This is a genomic window from Tropicimonas sp. TH_r6, assembly GCF_033101155.1.
GTDB lineage: Bacteria > Pseudomonadota > Alphaproteobacteria > Rhodobacterales > Rhodobacteraceae > Tropicimonas.
The window spans coordinates 108,103-127,881 of record NZ_JAWMPX010000005.1; the positions used below are offsets into that span (position 1 = coordinate 108,103).

Below are 19,779 nucleotides of genomic sequence, written 5' to 3' on the forward strand. Positions count from 1 at the left end.
TTAGCGCCAGAATTGACAACCAAATGACAAATCGACGTCTGATAGCGAAAACACCCGAGGGTTGAGAAACTTTCTTTCTCCACACGCATAGCAGCTTTGCGCATTCTTTCTTTCTGCATTGCAGCAGAAGGCGATATCCGGTACGGAAGATGCCAATAGTGCAAAGGAATGTCATGATGCTCGACAATGATCCCCGTGGCACGATCTTCCTCGAAGATCTGGAAATCGGGATGAAGCGTGGCCTGACCAAACTGATCACGGAAGAAGATATCGAGAAATTCGCCGAGGTGTCGACGGATCACAACCCGGTCCATCTCGACGAGGAATATGCCAAGGAGACGATGTTCAAGGGCAGGATCGCCCATGGCATGCTGACCGCCGGCCTGATCTCGGCCGTGATCGGCGAGCAACTGCCCGGCCATGGCACCATCTATCTCGGCCAGACGCTGAAATTCATGGCGCCAGTACGCCCCGGCGACATGGTGGAAGTCGAGGTCGAGGTGGCGGAGATCGACCACAAGAAGCGCAAGGTCAAGCTCTGGACCCAGGCCAAGATAGACGACCAGCCCGTGCTGCGCGGCGAGGCCAACGTGCTCGCCCCCTCGCGCAAGCTGGACTGATCCCCAGCGCTCTTCCGGGAGGCGATCCACGGCTTGCGCTTGGACTGCCTCGCGGCTAGGGGAAGCGCATGAAGCGGATTACTTCCCTCTCCCGGGTCACCGAGGCCGATCGCGGCGCCTGTACGGCGATCGGCAATTTCGATGGCGTGCATCGCGGCCACCAGGCCGTGCTGGAGTTGACCCGGCATGCCGCCAAGGTCAGGGGCGCGCCATTGGCCGTGCTGACCTTCGAGCCGCATCCACGCGAGGTCTTCCGCCCTGACACCGCTCCGTTCCGGCTGATGAATGCCGAAGCCAAGGCCCACCGGCTTGAGAAGCTGGGGGTCGATCTGCTCTATGAAATCCCCTTTGACACCGCACTGTTCGGACTGACCGACACGGCCTTTTGTGACACCGTCCTCGCGCAGGGACTCGGCGTGACCGGCGTCACGGTCGGCGCCGATTTTTGCTATGGGCAGGGGCGCAAGGGCAATGCGGAGACCCTGCGCGCGGCGGGCCTGCACCACGGGTTCGACGTGACCATCGCCCCGCTCCTGGGGTTGGAGAATGGCGGGGAGCGCGTCTCCTCCACCGCGATCCGCAACGCACTGCGCGACGGGCAGCCGTGCAGGGCCGGCGCAATGCTGGGGCACTGGCACCGTATCGAAGGACCCGTGCTGCATGGCGAGAAACGTGGCCGCGGCCTTGGCTATCCGACCGCGAATATGGATATCTCTGCCATCCACCCGCCGAAATTCGGCGTCTACGCAGTGCTGGTCGAGATCGTGACCGGGCCGCATGCGGGCAACTACCGGGGCGTTGCCTCGATGGGCATCCGCCCGATGTTTGGCGAAAACACCCCGAATATCGAGACCTATCTCCTTGATTTCGAAGGCGACCTCTATGACGAACACCTCTCGGTCGGTCTCGTCCAATATCTGCGTCCGGAGCAGAAATTCGATGGGCTCGACGCGCTGATCGCCCAGATCCGGAGCGACGAACAGAGCGCGCGCGAAATCCTCGCCGACATCCCTCTGGCAGGCTTCCCACTGGGCCATGAGGCTTCAAAGACGCATGGCTAAGCGCAAGGAAGATCCTCCACTGCGCCCCCGTTTCTGGGAGCGTGTGCCGCTGGACAAGATGACCAAGCGCGAATGGGAAGCGCTCTGCGACGGCTGCGGCAAATGTTGTCTCAACAAGCTGGAAGATTCCGAGACCGGCGAAGTGGTCTTCACCCGGATCGCCTGTCGGCTGCTGGATGACGCGACCTGCCGGTGTGCGCATTACGACATCCGGCATCAATTCGTGCCCGATTGCGTATCACTCTCCGCCGAGAACATCGCCCAAAGCGCCTATTGGATGCCGCAAAGCTGCGCCTATCGGCGATTGGCCGAGGGCAAACCCTTGGCTCCTTGGCACCCGCTTCTCAGCGGCGACCCCAACAGCGTCCATGAGGCCGGAATCTCGGTGCGCGGCATTACCCTCTCGGAGTTCGACATCCCCGAGGAAGAGTGGGAAGAGCACCTGATCGAAATGGACCTCTGAGACCGAAGAACGCCTGCCTGTCGCCGCATTGAAGACGCGACACTCTCATTCGCGGCGGCGTGCCGAAGGTCAACTTCCGGCCACCGCCCCTCTGTTTCAAACGCGAAGCCGCGCGCGCAGCGCGCCACCCCCAACCGTTTTGAACGCATCCTTGATGCGGCAAATCCGGCGGGAGCCTCCCCGCTGATGCGCGCGCGCGTGCGACCTCCCTGCTCTTCCCTTTCTGCCAACCAAAGGCTACGCAACGCTCATGCATTTCGCGTCAGACAATACCGGCCCCGTCCACCCCAAGGTCATGGCAGCGCTTGCCCGCGCCAATGAGGGCTATTCGTCCGCCTATGGCTCCGATGCCCTGACCCAGCAGGTCACAGAGCGGGTTCGGGAGATCTTCGAGGCGCCCGACGCCGTCATCCACCTTGTCGCCACCGGTACAGCGGCAAATTCGCTGCTCCTTGCCAGCCATAGCGCCTCCTGGGACACGATCTTCTGTAGTCGCTGCTCCCATATCCATGAAGACGAGTGCAATGCGCCGGAATTCTTCTCTGGCGGCGCCAAGCTGACCCTTGTGGACCCCGAGGATGGCAAGATGACCCCCGCCAGTCTTCGTGCCGCTATCGAGGCCGAGGAGACCCGCGATGTGCACGGCCCTCAGCGCGGCCCCGTTTCTCTGACACAAGCCACAGAGAAAGGCACGATCCACAGCCTCGACGAGGTGCGCGCCTTGACAGACGTCGCCCGCGAATTCGACCTCACAACCCATATGGACGGCGCGCGCTTTGCCAATGCGCTGTCCCAGATCGGCTGCAGCCCGGCCGAGATGAGTTGGAAGGCCGGCATCGACCTGCTCAGCTTCGGGGGCACGAAGAACGGCCTCATGGGCGTCGAGGCGGCAATCCTCTTCGACCCGGCCAAGGACCGCGAATTCCAGCTCCGGCGCAAGCGCGGTGCGCATCTTTTCTCCAAGCATCGCTACCTCGCCGCCCAGATGGATGCCTACCTCACGGACGCGCTCTGGCTCGACATGGCCCGCGCGGCCAATGACGCATGCCAGCGCCTCGCGGACGGCTTCCGCGACGCTCCAGGTGTCAACCTGATGTATCGCCCCGAGGCGAATATCATCTTCGCCCGCCTGCCGCGCGCCACCCATCGCCGCCTCTTCGACGCCGGGGCCGAGTACCACCTCTGGGACGGAACGCTCGAAGACGGGCCGGAGGAGGCCCCCATCGCCGCACGTTTCGTCACCGACTGGTCAGCCCGCGCCGAAGACACCGACCGCTTCCTTTCGCTGCTCTGAGCGCTTTCCGACAGGTTTCGCGGGATCTGGCGGGTTTTCGCCGAGTCACGCCTTGGTGACAGCACAAGCCACTGGAATCGCGCCGAGTCGTCCCCATCTGTCCGTCATGGAACAAGAACGATCAGGTGAAACATGAAACGCTCCGCAACCGCCCCTTCCCCGTCCCGTCAGGCCCTGCGCGCGGCCTGGCTGGCCCATCGTCACTCCGGAACCGGCGCGGTGCTCGCGGCTTATGCAGACGCCGCAAGACGTGACCAGTTCGACTGGCGCCGCCCCGGACATGCCCGCGACCCGCTCGCCCAGGCGCAGGCCGCCTTTGCCGCTGCTTGCCGCGACGGTCAACTCGCCGCCTGAGGGTCTCGAAACCGTGCTTTGCGCGCCCCTCGCGGCCGCGTTAGACCGGGAGCCGGATCGCAACAGGAGGCAGACTTGGCCCAATCGCACCGTTTCTGGAACTGGATCGCCCGTCGTTATGCCCGCATGCCGATACGGGACCAGGCCTCCTATCGCGAGAAACTCGACCGCACACAGGCCGTCCTGCAATCGGATTGGGATGTGCTGGAATTCGGCTGCGGCACCGGGACGACGGCCCTGGAACACGCTCCCCATGTCGCCGAGATCAGAGGCATCGATTCCGCGCCAAAGATGATCGAGATCTGCCGGGAACGCGCCGCGGCCGCCGGATGCGCCAATGCAAGCTTCGATCTTGCCGCCATTGACCGGCTGGACCAACCGGACTCCTCGCTCGATGCGGTCCTCGGCATGTCGATCCTGCACCTTGTGGATGACCGTGACGCGGTGATCGCGAATGTCTTTCGCATGCTCCGGCCCGGCGGCGCCTTCATCAGCTCGACCATCTGCCTCGAAGGGCAGGCACGGTTGTTCCGGCAGGTCATTCTGCCGATCGGCAATTTCCTCGGGGTGTTGCCACGCATCCATGCCTTCAGCCGCACCAACCTGATCGCGGCTTTCGAGGCAGCAGGCTACGAGATCGAGGAAAACTGGCAACCCGACGAGGACCCGATGAAAGCGGTCTTCGTCATCGCGCGCAAACCGGCCTAGGCGTTCAGCTTCGCCGGGTTCTCTCGGAGAAAGCTCGCCCGAAACACTTCGGCGACCTCGGCCGGATGGGAAAGCGGCACCATGTGGCCGGCCTCCGCGATCCGGACGCGGCGCGCACCGGCAATCCGCTCGGCGAGGGTCCCGACAATATCGGCGACCACAGGCGGGCTATCCCGCCCCTCGATCAGGAGCACCGGCAGGTCCAGTGCTTCGAGCCGGCCCGCCGCAAGTATCCCGGCACAATCCTCATGCAGGGCCGGAGTCTGGTCCGGCACGACATGAATCTGCGCCGCGATCCGGTTGCGTGCCGGACGGGGCAGGCATTCCCAGTCCAGCCCGGTGCCCCAGACCCCGGTGAAGAATCGCGCCGCGCCCTCGCGGTCATCCGCGTCAAAGTGCCGGGTCAGTTCCTGCTTCTCGGTATCGATGGCATCCCGGGCGTCCGGCGAACGGGCCGCCGCGAAGAGAACCGGTTCGATCAGGGTCAGGCTACGGACCCGCTCCGGCGCCCGCAGCGCATGTTCCAGCGCCACGACGGCTCCGAAGGAATGGCCAATGACATGGCGCGGCCCATCAGGCGTCGCATCCAGCACCGCGAGAGAGGCGGCGAGAAAGTCGCCGCCCTGCCAGTCCGGCGCGGAGCCGTGCCCCGGCAGATCGGGCGCCAGCAGGGTAAGCTCGTCCGCGAGACTTGCCACCATTGGCGCCCATGCTCCGCCATGCGCCAGCGTGCAATGCAGCGCCACGGCCTGTTCCGGCCCGTGCCCGATCCGTCTCATTCCGAACCTCAGAGCGCGCCGGAGAGATGGGCATCGAGATCGTCGAGCCGGTCATGACCCCAGAAACGCTGATCCGTGTCGGTGATATAGAAAGGTGCTCCGAACACGCCCCGGTTCACAGCTTCCTCCAGATTCGCCGCATAGATCTCGGCCCCGGTCAGCAGGCCGGAATCGGCCAGGCTGGGATCGAAGCCCGCAGTGCCAAGCACCTCGCGCACGACCTCATCTGTGGCGATGTCCTTTTCCTCCGCCCAGCAGGCGCGCAGGAAGCCCTGCACCAGCGGACCGACATCGCCGCCCGAAAGCTGAGCCGCGATGATCGCGTAGGAGGACGGCGCGGCATTGGTCGGCCAGTGGGCTGGCTTGAAGTTGATTGGCAGGCCGGTCTTCTTCGCCGCCCGCTTGAGCTCCTGCATGCGGTATTCCATCCGCGAGGGGTGCCGGTCCTTCGGCGGCGTGCCGCCAGTGCGCGGGAACAGCGCGATGATATCCATTGGCTTGTAAGCTATGGTCGCGCCGTGCTTTTCGGCGAGTTCTTCCAGCCGGTTTCCGGCCAGATAGGTGAATGGCGAAAGCGTCGAGAAGTAGTAGTCGATCTGTGGCATTGGCGTCTCCCTGTCTTCGGGGCAACCCTAGCGGGATGGGGCCGGTTGACAATGGCAGATGCATCGGGTCCTAGGGAACGGTCGTCACGTCAAGGGCATGCCATCCTCGCAATTGCCAGGAATCCGGACTTCAGATCATGACCGCCACAACCCGTTTCGCTCTCCTTCTGGCGCTAGCCACCTTCGCCCTCGCCTTGACGATCCGTTTGCTCGGTGTCGATCTGCGCGAGCCGTGGCTCGACGAGATCTATTCACAGTTCGCGATCTCGCGCGACTGGTTCGGGCTCGCCAAGGACAGGATCACGCGCGGCCACTCGCCCCTGTATTTCGCCCTGATGAAGGCGCTCGGCATCGATGGTGCGAATATCGTCGCCATGCGCACGGCCTCCGCAATCTTCGACTCCGCCGGCGCCGCCATTCTCGCTGCTGCGCTGGCATTGCATGTCAACCGCCCCGCAGCGCTCTTTTTCGGGTTCTTCTATGCATGGTCGCCGCTGGCCGTCCACTGGGCCCAGAACGCCCGCCCCTACGGCTTGCTTATCTTCTTCCTTGCGATCGGGCTGACCGGGGCGATGGGCCTCCTTGCCACGCTTGGGCGCGACAGCGCGGACGCCACCCAACGGCCCCGGCGCCTCTTCGCCTTCGGCTTTTCCATGGCCAGCCTGACCATCACGGCCGGAATCTTTGCCTTCCTGTCCACCGCCCTCCTGCCCTTTCTCCTGCCCCGCACCCGGCGCGACAAGGCGTTCCTCCAACGTTGGAAACAGGCGTTGAAAGTGCCGGGCATCGTCGCGGTGCTTGCTTATTTCATCGTGAGCGGTCCGCATATCGCCCGCAATGTCGACGGTTACTGGGCAGAGAAATACAACACCCTCGGCCTTGAAGGGCTCGGCAATCTCTGGGTGTCAGCCGTCATTGATGTCGACCCGGCCGTCGCGCTGACACGACTTTCCATCGCACCGGAACTGGCACCGCCGCTGATCTGGACAATCTCCATCCTGCTTGTCAGCTTTGTCGCCATTGGCCTTACCGCGTGCCGCACCCGTCCGGGTCTGCTTGCCCTGGCCTTTCTGATGATTGGCTACACGTTTCTGATGATCTGTGTCAGCGCCTGGACCAGCGTGCTCGTCCCACGGTACTTCCTGCCACCCTGGATCGCACTCCTGGCACTGGCCGCCACCGGCATGGCCGCTGCAAGGTCCCGCACGCGTTGGAGCTGGCTGGCCATCGCGCCGCTTATGCTCGTTTTCGCCACCTTAGGATTCCTCAAGGCGACGCAGCCCGGCGTCCCGCAAGACCGGGCACTTGCCCCGGTGGCCGAGATCATCGCGCTTGCACCACCGGAGACGGTCCGCATTCTCTATGAGAGGACGGACGGCACCCGAAACAAGCTGATCAAGGAGCTTTTCCCTCTGCGTTTCGGCCGTGCGGAACTGGACCGACCGGCGCTTTCCTCCTGGCGCCTCGATCGTTTCACGGGCGCCCGCGCGGAAGGGCAGGACATTTTTGCTTTCGTTTCCGAAGAGAAACTTGCCGGTATTCTCGCCGAGACAGGGGAGACACCGGCCTGCATCCACGGGTTCGGGGACTGGCACCTGGCCTATTGGGGACGTCTCGACACGATCTGCACGCGCTGAGGCGCTCCGGAGCAACAACATATTGATGCGACGCTTCCGACCAAAACGGAGTGTTTATATTTGCCCGGCCTTGGGGTAGGCGGAAACCGTCACATCCCTGTCATGATTCCGACCACTCCGGAGCCCAGTCGAATGATACCCCACCAGAGCCAGCCGAAACTGATCGCAGGCAATGCGAACCCGCCGTTGTCGCAAGCGATCTCCCGTCGCGTTTCAATGAGCCGCGGCATGACCGTCGGCCTTGTCGATGCCCGCGTGGAGCGGTTCAACGATCAGGAAATCTTTGTCGAAGTTTACGAGAATGTCCGCGGCGAGGACATGTTCGTCATCCAGCCGACCTCGAACCCGGCCAATGACAATCTCATGGAACTGCTGATCATGGCCGATGCGCTGCGCCGGTCCTCGGCCCAGCGGATCACCGCCGTGATCCCGTATTTCGGCTATGCCCGCCAGGATCGCCGCTCCAAGGCCCGCACACCAATCTCGGCCAAGCTGGTCGCCAACATGATCGCCGCTTCCGGCATCGAGCGGGTCCTGACGATGGATCTGCACGCGACCCAGATCCAGGGTTTCTTCGATATTCCCGTGGACAACCTTTACGCCTCGCCGGTCTTCTCGCTCGATATCAAACACAAGTTCGGCAAGAAGCTGGACAAGATCACCGTGGTCTCGCCGGATGTTGGCGGCGTGGGCCGGGCCCGCGAACTGGCCAAACGGATCGGCGCTGCGCTGGCCATCGTCGACAAGCGTCGCGAAAAGGCGGGCGAAGTGGCCGAGATGACCGTCATCGGGGATGTGACGGGCCAGACCTGCATCATCGTGGACGATATCTGCGATACGGCCGGCACGCTCTGCAAGGCCGCGGATGTACTGCTTGAGGCTGGCGCCAAGGAGGTCCACTCCTATATCACCCACGGCGTTCTCAGCGGTCCGGCCGTCGAGCGGATCACGCATTCCTCGATGAAATCGCTGGTGATCACCGACTCGATCGAACCGACCGAGGAGGTGAAGAAAGCCAAGAATATTCGCATCGTGCCCACTGCGCCGATGTTTGCCCAGGCAATCCTGAATATCTGGAACGGCACCTCCGTCTCGTCTCTCTTCGATCACGAGGCCCTCGCGGCGATCTATGAAGGGACATATTGATCCCTGAACCCCGCCAGACTGGTGGATGCGCGGGCGCCCTTGGGCGCCCGAATGCTTTTAGCGCTTCTGACAGGCCGGTGATCGCTGCCGACGATTGACCCAAGGTCCGAATGGCATGGTGAGGCGTGACGGGCGCTGATTGCGGGGATTGGCACAGAGCAGTGATGGCTGAGCGGTCATTGAACGTTCTTGCAACCGCAGGCAAACGGCCCCTCGGTCAACCTCAGAAATATCTGCGCGACCTGTGATTCAGCTCACCCACTGGCCCGGATCGAAAGCGTGGTCCCTTTTCCGGCGGTCGCCGGCGCCTGTCACGCCGGTCCAAGGCTCATATGTGCCCTGTCTTCCGGCTTGCACCACGCTCCCCCTCGGGGAGCGGACGCTGACGCGCCTCTCCCCTTTGGGGCGTGGCGCCGCTTACGCGGCGCGGTCGGACCAGAAACCGGTCAACGACCGAACTCGGCCATAGCGTCGAAATCGAACTGTTCCAGGATCGGTCTCATAACCTCGACCGACGCGCCGCTCGACTGCACCAGGATGCGATTGTCGACCAGCCCGGTCAACTCGCCGTCCTGGTCCATGAATGTCTTCGAGCCAATACGGATCCGTTTTCCAAGCATCAGGCCCGCGCCGCTCAGCATCCCCGCAAAGCCCTGAACCATGGCGTTATCGGCCATCAACAGCACGGTAAATCTGTCCTTGCCGCTGGCATAAACCGCCTCTGCGCCGACGCCGCCTCCGAACATCGCCATCGCCGCGCCCATATCGGTGTTGATCTCGCGGCTCCAGCCATCAGGCGGGCCGGGCAGGAATGCCGTCAGCTCCGCTGTCTTGCGTTCCTGCACGAGTTGCTGTGCAGAGACCAACTCCTTCAGCGTGTCCTGCATGTTGCCGGCCTCGTAGGCCTCGCGCGCGGCATCAATGGTTTCGAGCACTTCGTCGGCTCCGACCGAAAATGGCGCAAGGCCCAGAAGCGCGACGATGGTCACGGCAAATCGAAACATGGAACCTCCAGGGGTCGTCAGGCTTGGAAGATGCTAACCGATTGGCGACCTTGTCTCAATTCTCGGCAAGGACATCAGGTGGATTTCTCGGACCAGCAAGGAACCGGGTCGCCCGATGCCGGCCGGGCCGCATACACTCCCCGCGCGATCGCCCGCGCAAGACAGGTCGCTGCCGCATGTCCAAGCGCCATCGGCGTCAGGACGGGGTCGGGCAGCGGCATCGCCCCGGTCGCTGCGGCAAAAACCAGATCGCCGTCATAAGGCGTGTGCGATGGGACAATCGCTCGCGCCATGCCGTCATGCGCCGCTGTGGCCATGCGTTGCGCCTCGGCCTGACTCAGCGCGGCGTCGGTCGCCACGATGGCAATTGTTGTCGCCTGCCCGTCCTTGAAGCGTGGTTCGGCCCCCGGATCGAAGGTCCGCACCGGTCCCAATCCACCGAATTCCCGTCCAAACTCCCAAGGGCCGGCCCAGAACTCCGCCCCGTCACCGACGACATCGCCGAGCGCGTTCACCGCCACCAGCGCCCCGACCGTGATCCCGCTCTCAAGCACCAGCGAGGCCGAGCCCAGCCCCCCTTTGAGGCTGCGCGTCGTGGCACCCGTGCCCGCACCTTCCGTGCCGAGCGCGAATTCCGTGCCCGCAGCATCCAGCGCCGCGCGCCCGAGACCCTTGTAGGGGTTTTCCGGCCAATCCTTGTCGCCGCCATTGAGCAGGTCGAACAGGATCGCGCCGGGCACGATAGGCACAGGCTGTCCGCCCACATCGAAGCCCCGCCCACGCGCGCGCAGCGCATCGGCCACGCCCGAAGCCGCATCCAGTCCGAAAGCCGACCCCCCCGAAAGCACGAGCGCATCGACCTGCTGCACCGTCTTGTCGGGCGCCAGCAGGTCCGTCTCCCGCGTCCCGGGCGCGCCGCCCATGACATGGACCGCCGCCGTGAAGGGCCGCTCGCCGAGCAGCACCGTCGTTCCGCTCTTCACGCCCGCATCCCTTGCATTGCCGACCAGCAGGCCGGGCACATCGGTGATCAGGTTCCGCTCGCCGGGGCGCATCGCGTCCTCCTCAGATACAGCGGCCGCCATCGACCCGCAGGATCGTGCCGGTCACCATGCTGGACTCGTCGGAGCAGAGATAGAGCGCGGCATTTCCCATGTCTTCCGGCGTCGAAAAGCGTCCAATCGGGATGGTGGAAAGGAATTTCGCCCGGATCTCCGGCGTGTCCTCGCCCATGAAACTCTTCAGCAGCGGCGTCTCGCCCGCAACAGGCGCCAGGGCGTTGACCCGGATGCCCGACGGCGCAAGCTCCACCGCCATCGCCTCGGTCGCGGTGATCATCCACCCTTTCGACGCATTGTACCAGTTGAGGCGCGGGCGCGGCGAAACACCGGCCGTCGAGGCGACATTGAGGATCGCGCCGCCAACGGCTTTCATATGCGGCACCAGATGCACCGCTGTCAGGTAGACCGACTTCGCGTTGACCGCGAGCACCCGGTCGAAATCGGCTTCCGAGACCTCTTCCAGAGGCGTCGGAAGGTGGGTCACGCCGGCATTGTTGACAAGGATATCGACCTGTCCGAAGGCGCTGATCGCGGCCTCCGCCATTGCCTTGACGCTCTCGCCGGAGGCGACATCCACCGCCTGCGCTACCCCGCCGATCTCTGCGGCCAGCGCCTCGGCCGCATCGGCGTTGATATCGGCCACCATGACCCGCGCGCCCTCGGCGGCGAATTTGCGCGCGATTCCGGCACCGAAACCGGAGCCGCCCCCGGTCACGATTGCGGATTTTCCTTCCAGTCGCATGCGACTCCTCCCATGCTGGCAAACAGTTTTCGGGAGGAGACACCTCATGACGCTGAATCTCAACAGCAATCCGCGGCTCGGCATGGGATGCTGGGCCATTGGCGGTCCGCTTTGGGCCGATGAAACGCCGCTTGGATGGGGCGAAGTGGACGATAGCGAGTCGATCCGGGCGATTCACGCCGCCCTCGACAGCGGTGCGCGATATTTCGACACGGCCAGCGTCTACGGCGCCGGCCATTCGGAAGTCGTTCTCGGCGCGGCGCTCAACGGGCGGGATGATGTGGTGATCTCGACCAAGATCGGCAATCTCTTCGACGCGAAATCCAAGCAGGTCACCGGCACGGTGGAGACCCGCGATGAGGCCGTGTCCGAGATCGAGGGCTGCCTGCGTCGACTGGGACGGGATCATATCGACATGATCTTCCTGCATCTCAACGAAATGTCGCCCGAGGCGGCTGCACCGATCTTCGACGCTCTGGAAGCTGCGCGGTCGGCGGGCAAGATCGGCGCGTTCGGCTGGTCCACCGATTTTCCGGACTCCGCGGCGGCCTATGCCGAGTGGCCGGGCTTCACGGCGGTTCAGCACACGATGAATCTTTGGGTTCCCGCCAGCCAGGTAATGTCCACGATCGAACATCACGGGTTGCTATCGGTGAACCGGATGCCGCTGGCGATGGGGGTATTTTCCGGCAAGTATTCCGCGGATTTCAAGCTGCAACCCTCCGATATCCGAACGAATTCTTTCGACTGGATGGAGTATTTCCAGGGCGGAAATGTCGTTCCGGAAGTACTCGAGATGCTCGACGCAATCAAAGAATTGCTGCAATCGGACGGACGGAGCGTTGCGCAGGGCGCGCTGGCATGGCTCTGGGCGAAAAGCCCCAACACCTGCCCAATCCCCGGCTTCCGGACTGTCGATCAGGCCGAGCAGAATGCCCGCGCGCTGGCGTTCGGCCCGCTGTCGGAGGAGGTGATGGCAGAGATCGAGGCACTGGTGGATCGGCCGCCGGAAGGGGAGCCGCGCGCACGGTAGAAAGCCGTGACTGTGCCTGCACGTGGGCTGGTGCCGCAACAGTCAAGGTCTGCACGCTATCTCAGCCGCGTTCGAGTTTGATCGGAGCGGCGCGGGCGGACACCAAGGCACCAGCCCGCCGAGACGGGCTGGCACGGCCTCTCGGCGATGCCTGCTATCGCCGTCCTGTCTGTGCTCAGTCCCTATCCGTGGAGACAGGCCACCGTTTTCAATTGCGAGAAGGCATAGAGCGCCTCGAAGCCCTTCTCCCGCCCGTGCCCGGACTTGCCGACACCGCCAAAGGGCAGTTCGACGCCGCCGCCCGCGCCATAGTTGTTGACGAAGACCTGCCCGGCCCGCAACCGTTTCACCATCCGCATCTGGCGCGCGCCGTTTTCCGTCCAGACCGAGGCGACGAGTCCAAGCCCGGTCCCGTTGGCAATGGCCACCGCCTCTTCCTCATCTTCGAAGGGCAGCAGGACCTGCGCCGGCCCGAAGATCTCTTCCTGCGCCAGCACGTGGCTCGGCGTCGCCCCCGAAAGCAGCCGCGGCGCAACGTAATGCCCGCCAGCCGGCGCATCCTCGACGATCCGCCCTTCGCCCAGCACCTCAAGATCCGAACCAAGTCGGAGGTAGCCCTCAACGATCTGCTTCTGCCGCGCCGAAATCAGCGGCCCGACCTCCAGATCCGACATGGCCGGCCCGACCCGCAGCGCGCCGTAGCGTTCCGCCATCCGGCCCGCGACCTCGTCGAACAACGCCCGTTGCACGAGGATGCGCGAGGAGGCCGAGCAGGTCTGCCCCGCATTCTGGATCCCGGCATTGACGAGGAAGGGCAGCGCGGCGTCGACATTCGCATCCTCGAACAGGATCTGGGGCGACTTGCCGCCAAGCTCCAGCGTCACCGGAACGACGTTCTCGCCCGCTGCTTTCTGCACCGCCTGACCGACGGAAAGGGAGCCGGTGAAGGAGACATGGTCGATGCCCGGATGGGCCGACAGCGCCGCACCGGCCTCTTCGCCCAGGCCCGGTACGACATTCAGCACTCCGGCCGGCAGCCCGGCTTCCTCGGCGAGCCGCGCGAAGGCAAGCGCCGTGAGGCAGGCCTCCTCCGCCGGTTTCAGCACCAGCGCATTGCCCATGCAAAGTGCCGCGCCGACCGAGCGGCCGATGATCTGCATCGGGTAGTTCCAGGGGATGATATGCGCCGTCACGCCAAGTGGCTCGCGCAGGGTGTAGACGGTATAGCCGTCGAGATAGGGGATCGTCTCGCCCATCAGCTTGTCCGCCGCGCCGCCATAGAACTCCATGTAGCGAGCCAGCGCGATGGCGTCGTTGCGTGCCTGGGTCAGAGGCTTGCCGACATCATGCGCCTCGAGCCGGGCCAGATCCTCGATCCGCTCCTGCACGAGCTGCCCGATCCGCACCAGAACACGCCCGCGTTCAACCGCCGTTGCCCGCCCCCACGGACCGTCCAGCGCCGCCCGTGCCGCCGCCACGGCCGCATCGATCTCGCCCGCGCCGCCCCGGGCGATGGTTCCGATCTCCTCGCCGGTCGATGGGTTCTCCAGCGGCAGGGTATCTGCCGCCTCAGACCAGTTTCCGCCAATGAAAAGCTCTCGGCTGTCGAACCAGCCTGATGTCGCATTACCCATATCCGAGTCTCCCGACCGGCCCCTGTTGGGCCGTCGGGCACAAGCAATCGCTTCGACCGGGAACTGTCAAGCGGCCGCCGCGCATGGCGCGACGGCACGGCCTGCGGCACGCTGTCAGATCGCGTCCAGCGCCTGTTTCACATCGGCAATCAGGTCGTCGCAATCCTCGATCCCAAGGCTCACCCGGACCAGCCCCGGCGTGATCCCGAGCGCGTCGCGGCTCTCTTCGGAGAGGCGCTGATGCGTCGTGGTCGCCGGATGGGTGACGATGGATTTCGCATCGCCGAGATTGTTGGAGATCGTCATGATCCGCAGCGCATTGAGGAAGCGGAAGGCCGCCGGTTGCCCGCCCTTGATGTCGAGCGAGAGCACGGTGCCGGGCTTTTCCAGCAAGTGGCCAGCCAGCACATGCTGCGGGTGCTGCTCGAGCCCGGGATAGATCACCCGCTCCAGCCGGCTGTCCCACTGCAACGCCTCTGCCATGGCCTGCGCCGTCGCCGCCTGTGCGCGCACCCGCAGGTCCAGTGTCTCCAGCCCCTTGAGCATGATCCAGGCGGTAAACGGGCTCATGGACCCGCCGGTATGCTTGAGATAGGGCTCGACCGTCTTGCGGATGAATTCCTTCGTGCTGAGGATCACACCACCAAGCGCCCGCCCTTGCCCATCGATATGCTTGGTCGCCGAGTAGACGACCACGTCGGCGCCCTGCTCCAGCGCTCGGGAGAAGACCGGGGTCGCGAAGACATTGTCAACGATCACCTTCGCATCCACACGGTGGGCGAGCTTGGCCACGGCCGGAATGTCCACCACTTCCAGAGTCGGATTGGACATGGTCTCGAAGAAGACGGCCTTGGTGTCCTTGTTGATCGCCTGTTTCCACTGGGCAAGATCTGTGCCGTCGACGAAGGTGACCTCGACGCCGAACCGGGTCAGCACGTCCTCGAGGATATAGAGACAGGAACCGAACAGCGCCCGGGCGGCAACGACATGGTCGCCCGCCTTGAGCATGGAGGTCAGCGCGCCATTGACGGCGGCCATGCCGGAGGCGGTCGCGAAGGCATCCTCCGCCCCTTCCAGCGCTGCGATGCGATCCTCGAACATCTTCACGGTCGGGTTGCCGTAACGGGCATAGATGAACTCGTCGGGACCGCTTTCGAGGAAACGCGCCTCGGCCTGTTCGGCGCTGTCATAGACGAAGCCCTGGGTCATGAAGATCCCTTCGGCCACCTCACCATATTGGCTGCGGCGAATGCCGGAATGGACCAGTTTCGTGCGTGTTTTCCAGTCTTCCATCGCGGAGACCTCCCAGCAAAAAGCCCCACCGCAGTCAGCGGCGGGGCGACCCGTCCTGACCTCTTTAGCGGAATGATTATCCTGGCCCGCAATCCGGTGAACAAATCGCCAGGGCGCCGAGTGCGCGCCGTCCAAGTAGCGCTGTCATGCCTGTCGCGTCAAGCAATCCGCTGAAGCTTTACCGTATCGTTACCCATGCGTCACGGCGCCGTAACCGGCGCGTCACCCTGTAGTAGCAGACTCGCTCTAGGCAACACACAAGATGTGGTGGAAGGATGACGATGCCCCTGGTTCGGGTAGATACCGACGGCGACAGGCTCTGCGCGCCTCATGAAGCGGAACAGGCCCTGTATCGCGCGCTGGACAGGGCCAGCGAGGCGGCGCCGGTCGTGGTCCTGATCCATGGCTACACGTTCTCGCCCGCACTCGATCAGACCAGTCCGCATCGACATATCCTGTCGCTCTCGCCCGAACGCGACTGCTGGAAAGCGCTGTCATGGCCACGCGCGTTGGGGCTCGGCTCCGGGGCCGCGGATGAGCCGCTCTGCATCGCGCTTGGTTGGGAGGCGCGCGGCTCGCTCTGGCAGGCGTATCGGAGCGCCGAGGCGACCGGGCGCGCGCTTGCCGGCCTGATCCGGCGCATTCGCCGGATCCGTCCCGGTCGGTCGGTTGATGTGCTGGCGCATTCGCTGGGTTGCCGGGTCGCGCTGTCCGCGCTGCCGCACCTTCCGGCCCGCGCCATGGGCCGCGCCGTGCTGATGGCGCCTGCAGAGATGCGCTCTGTGGCGCTGCGCTGCCTCGACACCGAGGCTGGGCGAGGGGTCGAGATTCTCAATATCACCAGCCGCGAGAACGGAGTCTACGACCGTCTGCTGGAATGGCTCGTGGCGCCTCTGCGCTTCGGCGACCAAGCGCTCGGCACCGGGCTCTCGGAGCGGGTCGGAAACTGGATCGACGTGAATATCGACTGGCCCGAAACCCGCGACGCGCTGGCCGCACAAGGCTTCCCGATCCCGGCTTCGGACAAGCGCATCTGCCACTGGTCGGTCTATCTGCGCTCCGGTCTCTTTCCCTTCTACCGCGCCGTGCTCCACCGCGAGGTCGCCTTGAGACCGCTGAAGCAGCCACCGAGACCGACCTCCTCCCTCTTCCGCATCGGCACCCGCCTCATTCGCCCCTTGCCCTTCGCCTCCTGACCGGCATTGTTGCGCCCTGTTCAGACAGGAGCGCGCGCATGACCCAGGACCCGATCGAGCTTTACTACTGGCCGACCCCGAATGGCTGGAAAGTCTCCATCGCCCTTGAGGAGATGGACCTGCCCTACGCATTGCATCTCGTCGATATCGGCAAGGGCGACCAGTTCGATCCGGACTTCCTCAAGATCGCGCCAAACAACCGGATGCCGGCGATCATCGATCCCGAGGGCCCGGGCGGCACGCCGATTTCGCTCTTCGAATCCGGTGCAATTCTGCAATATCTCGCCCGCAAGACCGGACGGTTCTACGGCGAGACCGAGCGCGACCGGATCACGGTCGACCAGTGGCTGATGTGGCAGATGGGCGGGCTCGGGCCGATGGCCGGTCAGGCGCATCACTTCCTCAAATACGCGCCGGCAATGGACCCGCCCAATGATCTGCCTTACGCGAAGGACCGCTATCGGGCCGAGACAGGGCGGCTTTATGGTGTGCTGGACCGGCAGCTGGCGAAACATGAATTCGTGGCCGGTGAGTTCTACTCCATCGCCGATATGTCGATCTGGGGCTGGGCTTCGCTCTGGGAGGGCCAGCAGCAGACGCTGGACGACAAGCCGCATATGGCGCGCTGGCTTGAGACGCTCACCGCACGCCCCGGCGTGCAGCGCGGTCGCGCGCTGGCAGCCGAAAAGCGCGGCGATTTTCGCAAGGATACGGCGAGCCAGTCGGTGCTTTTCAAGCGTTAGGCGTCTCTTGCGGCCCGCCAGGCACAAAAAACGGCTGCGTCAACAGATAGACATCCGACGTCCTCGTGGCACCGAAAGAAAACACGAACTCGTCGAGCGCGGGGCTCTCGACGTCCTGCAACCGGTCTTTTGGAGGCTCAGGCAGGACAGGTCGCGGCGCCGGCTCGCCAAACGGGCCGCTGGCATCTTTCGTCAGCGCTTTGAATTCCGCAGACACCCGTCCACGATTCTCCAGCAGGTAGCGGGCCGCCCCCTTGCGGAAAGCCGCGTGATCCGCAGGCGAAACCCGGTCGAGCTGCCGCGACAGGACATAAAGAGAGAAATCTTCTGCCGAAAAAGCGCGTCCCCGCGCGACAAGCACATGATAGGCGCGTTCGAGCAGAGCGTTGGCCTGCTCATCGGACGACAGATCCGGACCGTGCCACGCATAAAAAGAGAGCGCACGCAGCGCCTCACCGAACGCGACATCCTTTCGGGGCCCCTGTCCCTTGACGGGTCCACCGGCAGTTTGGGCGATATTTCGTTGAGACTTCCTGTTCAAGTTTGCATGTCAGAACAATCGCCGGTCCGGTCCCTGAGTTTTTCTTCGGCGCGCTTGGGCCTGTGCTGTCGCGGCCTCGATACATGTCGCCCTGCCCCCGGGCAAGCGGCGCTGAAGCTCCGATGCGTCTGACGGCGGCAAACCGCTTTGACGGGGCTCATTCCGCCGGTTCGTCCTCGAGTTCCATGTATTTCTGCAAGCTGAATATCTGCGCCATGAGGAAGACGAACAGGGCGAGCGGAAAGGCAAAAGTCTCGATCTTCACCCAGGCATCGGTGGACATGGTCCGCCAGACGAACTCGTTTGCCACGGCAAGCACCGCAAAGCCGACGGCCAGCCGTCGCGTGAGCTTCATCCAGCCTTCCTCGGCCATTGGCATGGCCTCGCCAAGCACCCAGGAGAGATAGCTCTGCCCGCGCAGCAGCCCGATCCCGAGCAGGATGGCGAAGAGACCGTAGACGATTGTTGTCTTCATCTTGAAGAAGGTCTCGTCGTTGAACCACACAGTCATCCCGCCGAAGATGATCACCATGAGCGCCGTCACCACCTGGATACGGGAGAGCTTGCCCGTAAGCTTCCAAAGGATCGCCATCGCCACCAGCAGGATCGGCACGAAAGCCCCGGCGGCGATGATAAAGCCGTCATACTCGATGCCGCCAATCGTGTAGGTCTGCTCTCGCATCCGCATATAGGCGACGAAGAAGGCGATGGTCGGTCCGAGTTCGAGGACCTGTTTGATCACCGGGTTGATCTTCTTCTCTTCCATCACGCGGACACTCCAGATTGGCTTCGCATGGATGCACCCGTTTTTCGCGCCGCTGTCAACTGCCAAGCTCCACGATCACCGCGCCGGCTGCGATAAGCGTCATCAACGCCAGCCGTCGCGGACCGACGCTTTCCTTGAGAACGAGCCAGCCGATCAGCGCCGCGAAGACGGTCGAAGTCTCGCGCAGCACCGCCGCTTCGCCGACCTTGTCGAGCCGTGTCGCCAGCATGACCGACCCGAAACTGCCCCACGCGATCACGGCGCCGAACAGGCCCATCCAGACGAGCGGGCGTGGATCGGGCCGATGCCGCAGGTTGCGCCAGCGCAGTGCCGCGATCACGGGCATGTCGATCCCCGTGAGGAAAAAGAACCAGGCGAGGAAGGTGAAAGGGTCCGGCGTCGCGCGGATGCCATAGGCGTCATAGGTGGTATAGAACGCGACCATGGCGCCGGTGCCCAGCGCCAGCCAGAGTGCGGGCACGAGGGTTTCGCGGTCGATCTCGATATGGATCAGGTTGTAGACCGCCAATCCGAAAATTCCGGCCACGAGCACGAACACACCCAGCCATTGAACAGGCGTGAAGGTCTCACCGAAGATGAGCCAGGCGCCGAAGACGGTGAAGAGCGGTCCGGAGCCGCGCACCACCGGGTAGACCACGGTGAACGCGCCGCGCGAAAAGGCCAGCGCCATGCCGATCTTGTAGACGAAATGGATCACCATCACACCCGCCATGATCAGCCATTCCCATCCCTGCGGCCAGGGAACAAGGAAGAGCGCGATGGGCGCGGAGAGGACAAAGAGCCAGGCGTCGATGACGCCGCGGCTGAGCCAGGGGTCGAACCGCCCCTTCTGCAACGCGCCGAAGACGGCGTGGAGGAAGGCCGCGCTCAGGGCGAGGATCATAGCCAGACGGGCCCCGGCCTCCGTGCCCTCCAATCCGACGATCCACTCGCTCATGCCGTGCGGCCCACGGAGCGATCCACGCCCAGAAACCGACCGCCCCGTCGCAGAGTGAGCGCGTGACGCGATTGTGCCAATCCGATCCGCGCCACCGCATCCGGTCGAACACCCAGCCCGCATGCCTCTCGCATCACGCAA

The 19,779-nt window shown here is 64.1% G+C and carries 21 protein-coding genes and 1 riboswitch; of the genes, 11 read left to right on the forward strand and 10 right to left on the reverse strand.

Features of this window, described 5'->3' with window-relative positions; genetic code table 11:
• Positions 1-176 precede the first annotated feature (176 nt).
• The 6 genes from R3X27_RS07240 to R3X27_RS07265 all read left to right on the forward strand — a co-directional run bounded on the left by R3X27_RS07240 (position 177) and on the right by R3X27_RS07265 (position 4,500).
• Complete coding sequence (locus R3X27_RS07240) at positions 177-620, forward strand: MaoC family dehydratase (RefSeq protein WP_317708170.1); 444 nt, start codon at positions 177-179, stop codon at positions 618-620.
• Between the two features lie 68 nt (positions 621-688).
• Entirely contained in the window at positions 689-1,681 is a 993-nt protein-coding gene (locus R3X27_RS07245) for a bifunctional riboflavin kinase/FAD synthetase (RefSeq protein WP_317708171.1), read from the forward strand.
• Complete coding sequence (locus tag R3X27_RS07250) at positions 1,674-2,144, forward strand: YcgN family cysteine cluster protein (protein WP_317708172.1); 471 nt, start codon at positions 1,674-1,676, stop codon at positions 2,142-2,144. The genes R3X27_RS07245 and R3X27_RS07250 overlap by 8 nt, the downstream gene beginning before the upstream one ends.
• Positions 2,145-2,394: 250 nt before the next feature.
• Positions 2,395-3,438: a threonine aldolase family protein gene (locus R3X27_RS07255; protein ID WP_317708173.1), complete on the forward strand. Its 1,044-nt coding sequence runs from the start codon at positions 2,395-2,397 to the stop codon at positions 3,436-3,438.
• A gap of 132 nt (positions 3,439-3,570) precedes the next feature.
• A complete protein-coding gene (locus tag R3X27_RS07260; RefSeq protein ID WP_317708174.1) occupies positions 3,571-3,792 on the forward strand; it encodes a hypothetical protein in 222 nt (73 codons plus the stop codon).
• A 75-nt stretch (positions 3,793-3,867) separates the two neighbouring features.
• The gene (locus R3X27_RS07265; protein WP_317708175.1) at positions 3,868-4,500 is read left to right on the forward strand and encodes a class I SAM-dependent methyltransferase; all 633 of its coding nucleotides are present in this window, start codon (positions 3,868-3,870) and stop codon (positions 4,498-4,500) included.
• Here the strand turns inward: R3X27_RS07265 and R3X27_RS07270 are convergent.
• Both R3X27_RS07270 and R3X27_RS07275 read right to left on the reverse strand, forming a co-directional pair.
• Positions 4,497-5,279: an alpha/beta fold hydrolase gene (locus R3X27_RS07270; protein WP_317708176.1), complete on the reverse strand. Its 783-nt coding sequence runs from the start codon at positions 5,277-5,279 to the stop codon at positions 4,497-4,499. The two genes, R3X27_RS07265 and R3X27_RS07270, sit on opposite strands and share 4 nt — an antisense overlap.
• An 8-nt stretch (positions 5,280-5,287) precedes the next feature.
• Complete coding sequence (locus R3X27_RS07275) at positions 5,288-5,884, reverse strand: 2-hydroxychromene-2-carboxylate isomerase (RefSeq protein ID WP_317708177.1); 597 nt, start codon at positions 5,882-5,884, stop codon at positions 5,288-5,290.
• 137 nt (positions 5,885-6,021) lie between these two features.
• Here R3X27_RS07275 and R3X27_RS07280 point away from each other — a divergent pair, with 137 nt between their 5' ends.
• Both R3X27_RS07280 and R3X27_RS07285 read left to right on the forward strand, forming a co-directional pair.
• Positions 6,022-7,521: a hypothetical protein gene (locus tag R3X27_RS07280; RefSeq protein ID WP_317708178.1), complete on the forward strand. Its 1,500-nt coding sequence runs from the start codon at positions 6,022-6,024 to the stop codon at positions 7,519-7,521.
• Positions 7,522-7,653: 132 nt separating this feature from the next.
• Complete coding sequence (locus R3X27_RS07285) at positions 7,654-8,667, forward strand: ribose-phosphate pyrophosphokinase (protein WP_411572469.1); 1,014 nt, start codon at positions 7,654-7,656, stop codon at positions 8,665-8,667.
• A gap of 446 nt (positions 8,668-9,113) precedes the next feature.
• Here R3X27_RS07285 and R3X27_RS07290 read toward each other — a convergent pair whose 3' ends face one another.
• The 3 genes from R3X27_RS07290 to R3X27_RS07300 form a co-directional block, all read right to left on the reverse strand.
• Positions 9,114-9,671 (reverse strand): hypothetical protein, encoded by a 558-nt coding sequence (locus R3X27_RS07290; protein ID WP_317708179.1) that lies wholly within the window; start codon positions 9,669-9,671, stop codon positions 9,114-9,116.
• A gap of 74 nt (positions 9,672-9,745) precedes the next feature.
• Entirely contained in the window at positions 9,746-10,726 is a 981-nt protein-coding gene (locus R3X27_RS07295) for a P1 family peptidase (protein ID WP_317708180.1), read from the reverse strand.
• A gap of 10 nt (positions 10,727-10,736) precedes the next feature.
• The gene (locus tag R3X27_RS07300; protein WP_317708181.1) at positions 10,737-11,474 is read right to left on the reverse strand and encodes a glucose 1-dehydrogenase; all 738 of its coding nucleotides are present in this window, start codon (positions 11,472-11,474) and stop codon (positions 10,737-10,739) included.
• Positions 11,475-11,520: 46 nt separating this feature from the next.
• On the opposite strand from R3X27_RS07300, the gene R3X27_RS07305 reads away from it, so the two are divergent.
• Positions 11,521-12,507, forward strand: coding sequence for an aldo/keto reductase (locus R3X27_RS07305; protein ID WP_317708182.1), 987 nt, complete (start codon positions 11,521-11,523; stop codon positions 12,505-12,507).
• Positions 12,508-12,689: 182 nt separating this feature from the next.
• Here R3X27_RS07305 and R3X27_RS07310 read toward each other — a convergent pair whose 3' ends face one another.
• On the reverse strand, positions 12,690-14,141 hold the full coding sequence (locus tag R3X27_RS07310; protein ID WP_317708183.1) for an aldehyde dehydrogenase family protein: 1,452 nt from the start codon (positions 14,139-14,141) through the stop codon (positions 12,690-12,692).
• Between the two features lie 114 nt (positions 14,142-14,255).
• A complete protein-coding gene (gene metZ, locus R3X27_RS07315) occupies positions 14,256-15,434 on the reverse strand; it encodes an O-succinylhomoserine sulfhydrylase (RefSeq protein ID WP_317708184.1) in 1,179 nt (392 codons plus the stop codon).
• Positions 15,435-15,477: 43 nt separating this feature from the next.
• Positions 15,478-15,556, reverse strand: a riboswitch (SAM riboswitch).
• Between the two features lie 153 nt (positions 15,557-15,709).
• Between metZ and R3X27_RS07320 the strand changes: the two genes are divergently transcribed.
• Positions 15,710-16,630, forward strand: coding sequence for an alpha/beta hydrolase (locus R3X27_RS07320; RefSeq protein WP_317708185.1), 921 nt, complete (start codon positions 15,710-15,712; stop codon positions 16,628-16,630).
• A 38-nt stretch (positions 16,631-16,668) separates the two neighbouring features.
• Positions 16,669-17,373 (forward strand): glutathione S-transferase N-terminal domain-containing protein, encoded by a 705-nt coding sequence (locus tag R3X27_RS07325; protein ID WP_317708186.1) that lies wholly within the window; start codon positions 16,669-16,671, stop codon positions 17,371-17,373.
• On the opposite strand, the gene R3X27_RS07330 is transcribed toward R3X27_RS07325, so the two are convergent.
• From R3X27_RS07330 to R3X27_RS07340, 3 genes are all read right to left on the reverse strand, one after another.
• Positions 17,363-17,734, reverse strand: a complete 372-nt coding sequence (locus tag R3X27_RS07330) for a hypothetical protein (protein WP_317708187.1) — start codon at positions 17,732-17,734, stop codon at positions 17,363-17,365. The genes R3X27_RS07325 and R3X27_RS07330 overlap by 11 nt on opposite strands.
• Positions 17,735-18,071: 337 nt before the next feature.
• Positions 18,072-18,680, reverse strand: a complete 609-nt coding sequence (locus tag R3X27_RS07335) for an inner membrane-spanning protein YciB (RefSeq protein WP_317708188.1) — start codon at positions 18,678-18,680, stop codon at positions 18,072-18,074.
• 55 nt (positions 18,681-18,735) lie between these two features.
• Entirely contained in the window at positions 18,736-19,638 is a 903-nt protein-coding gene (locus R3X27_RS07340; RefSeq protein WP_317708189.1) for a DMT family transporter, read from the reverse strand.
• Positions 19,639-19,779 lie beyond the last annotated feature (141 nt).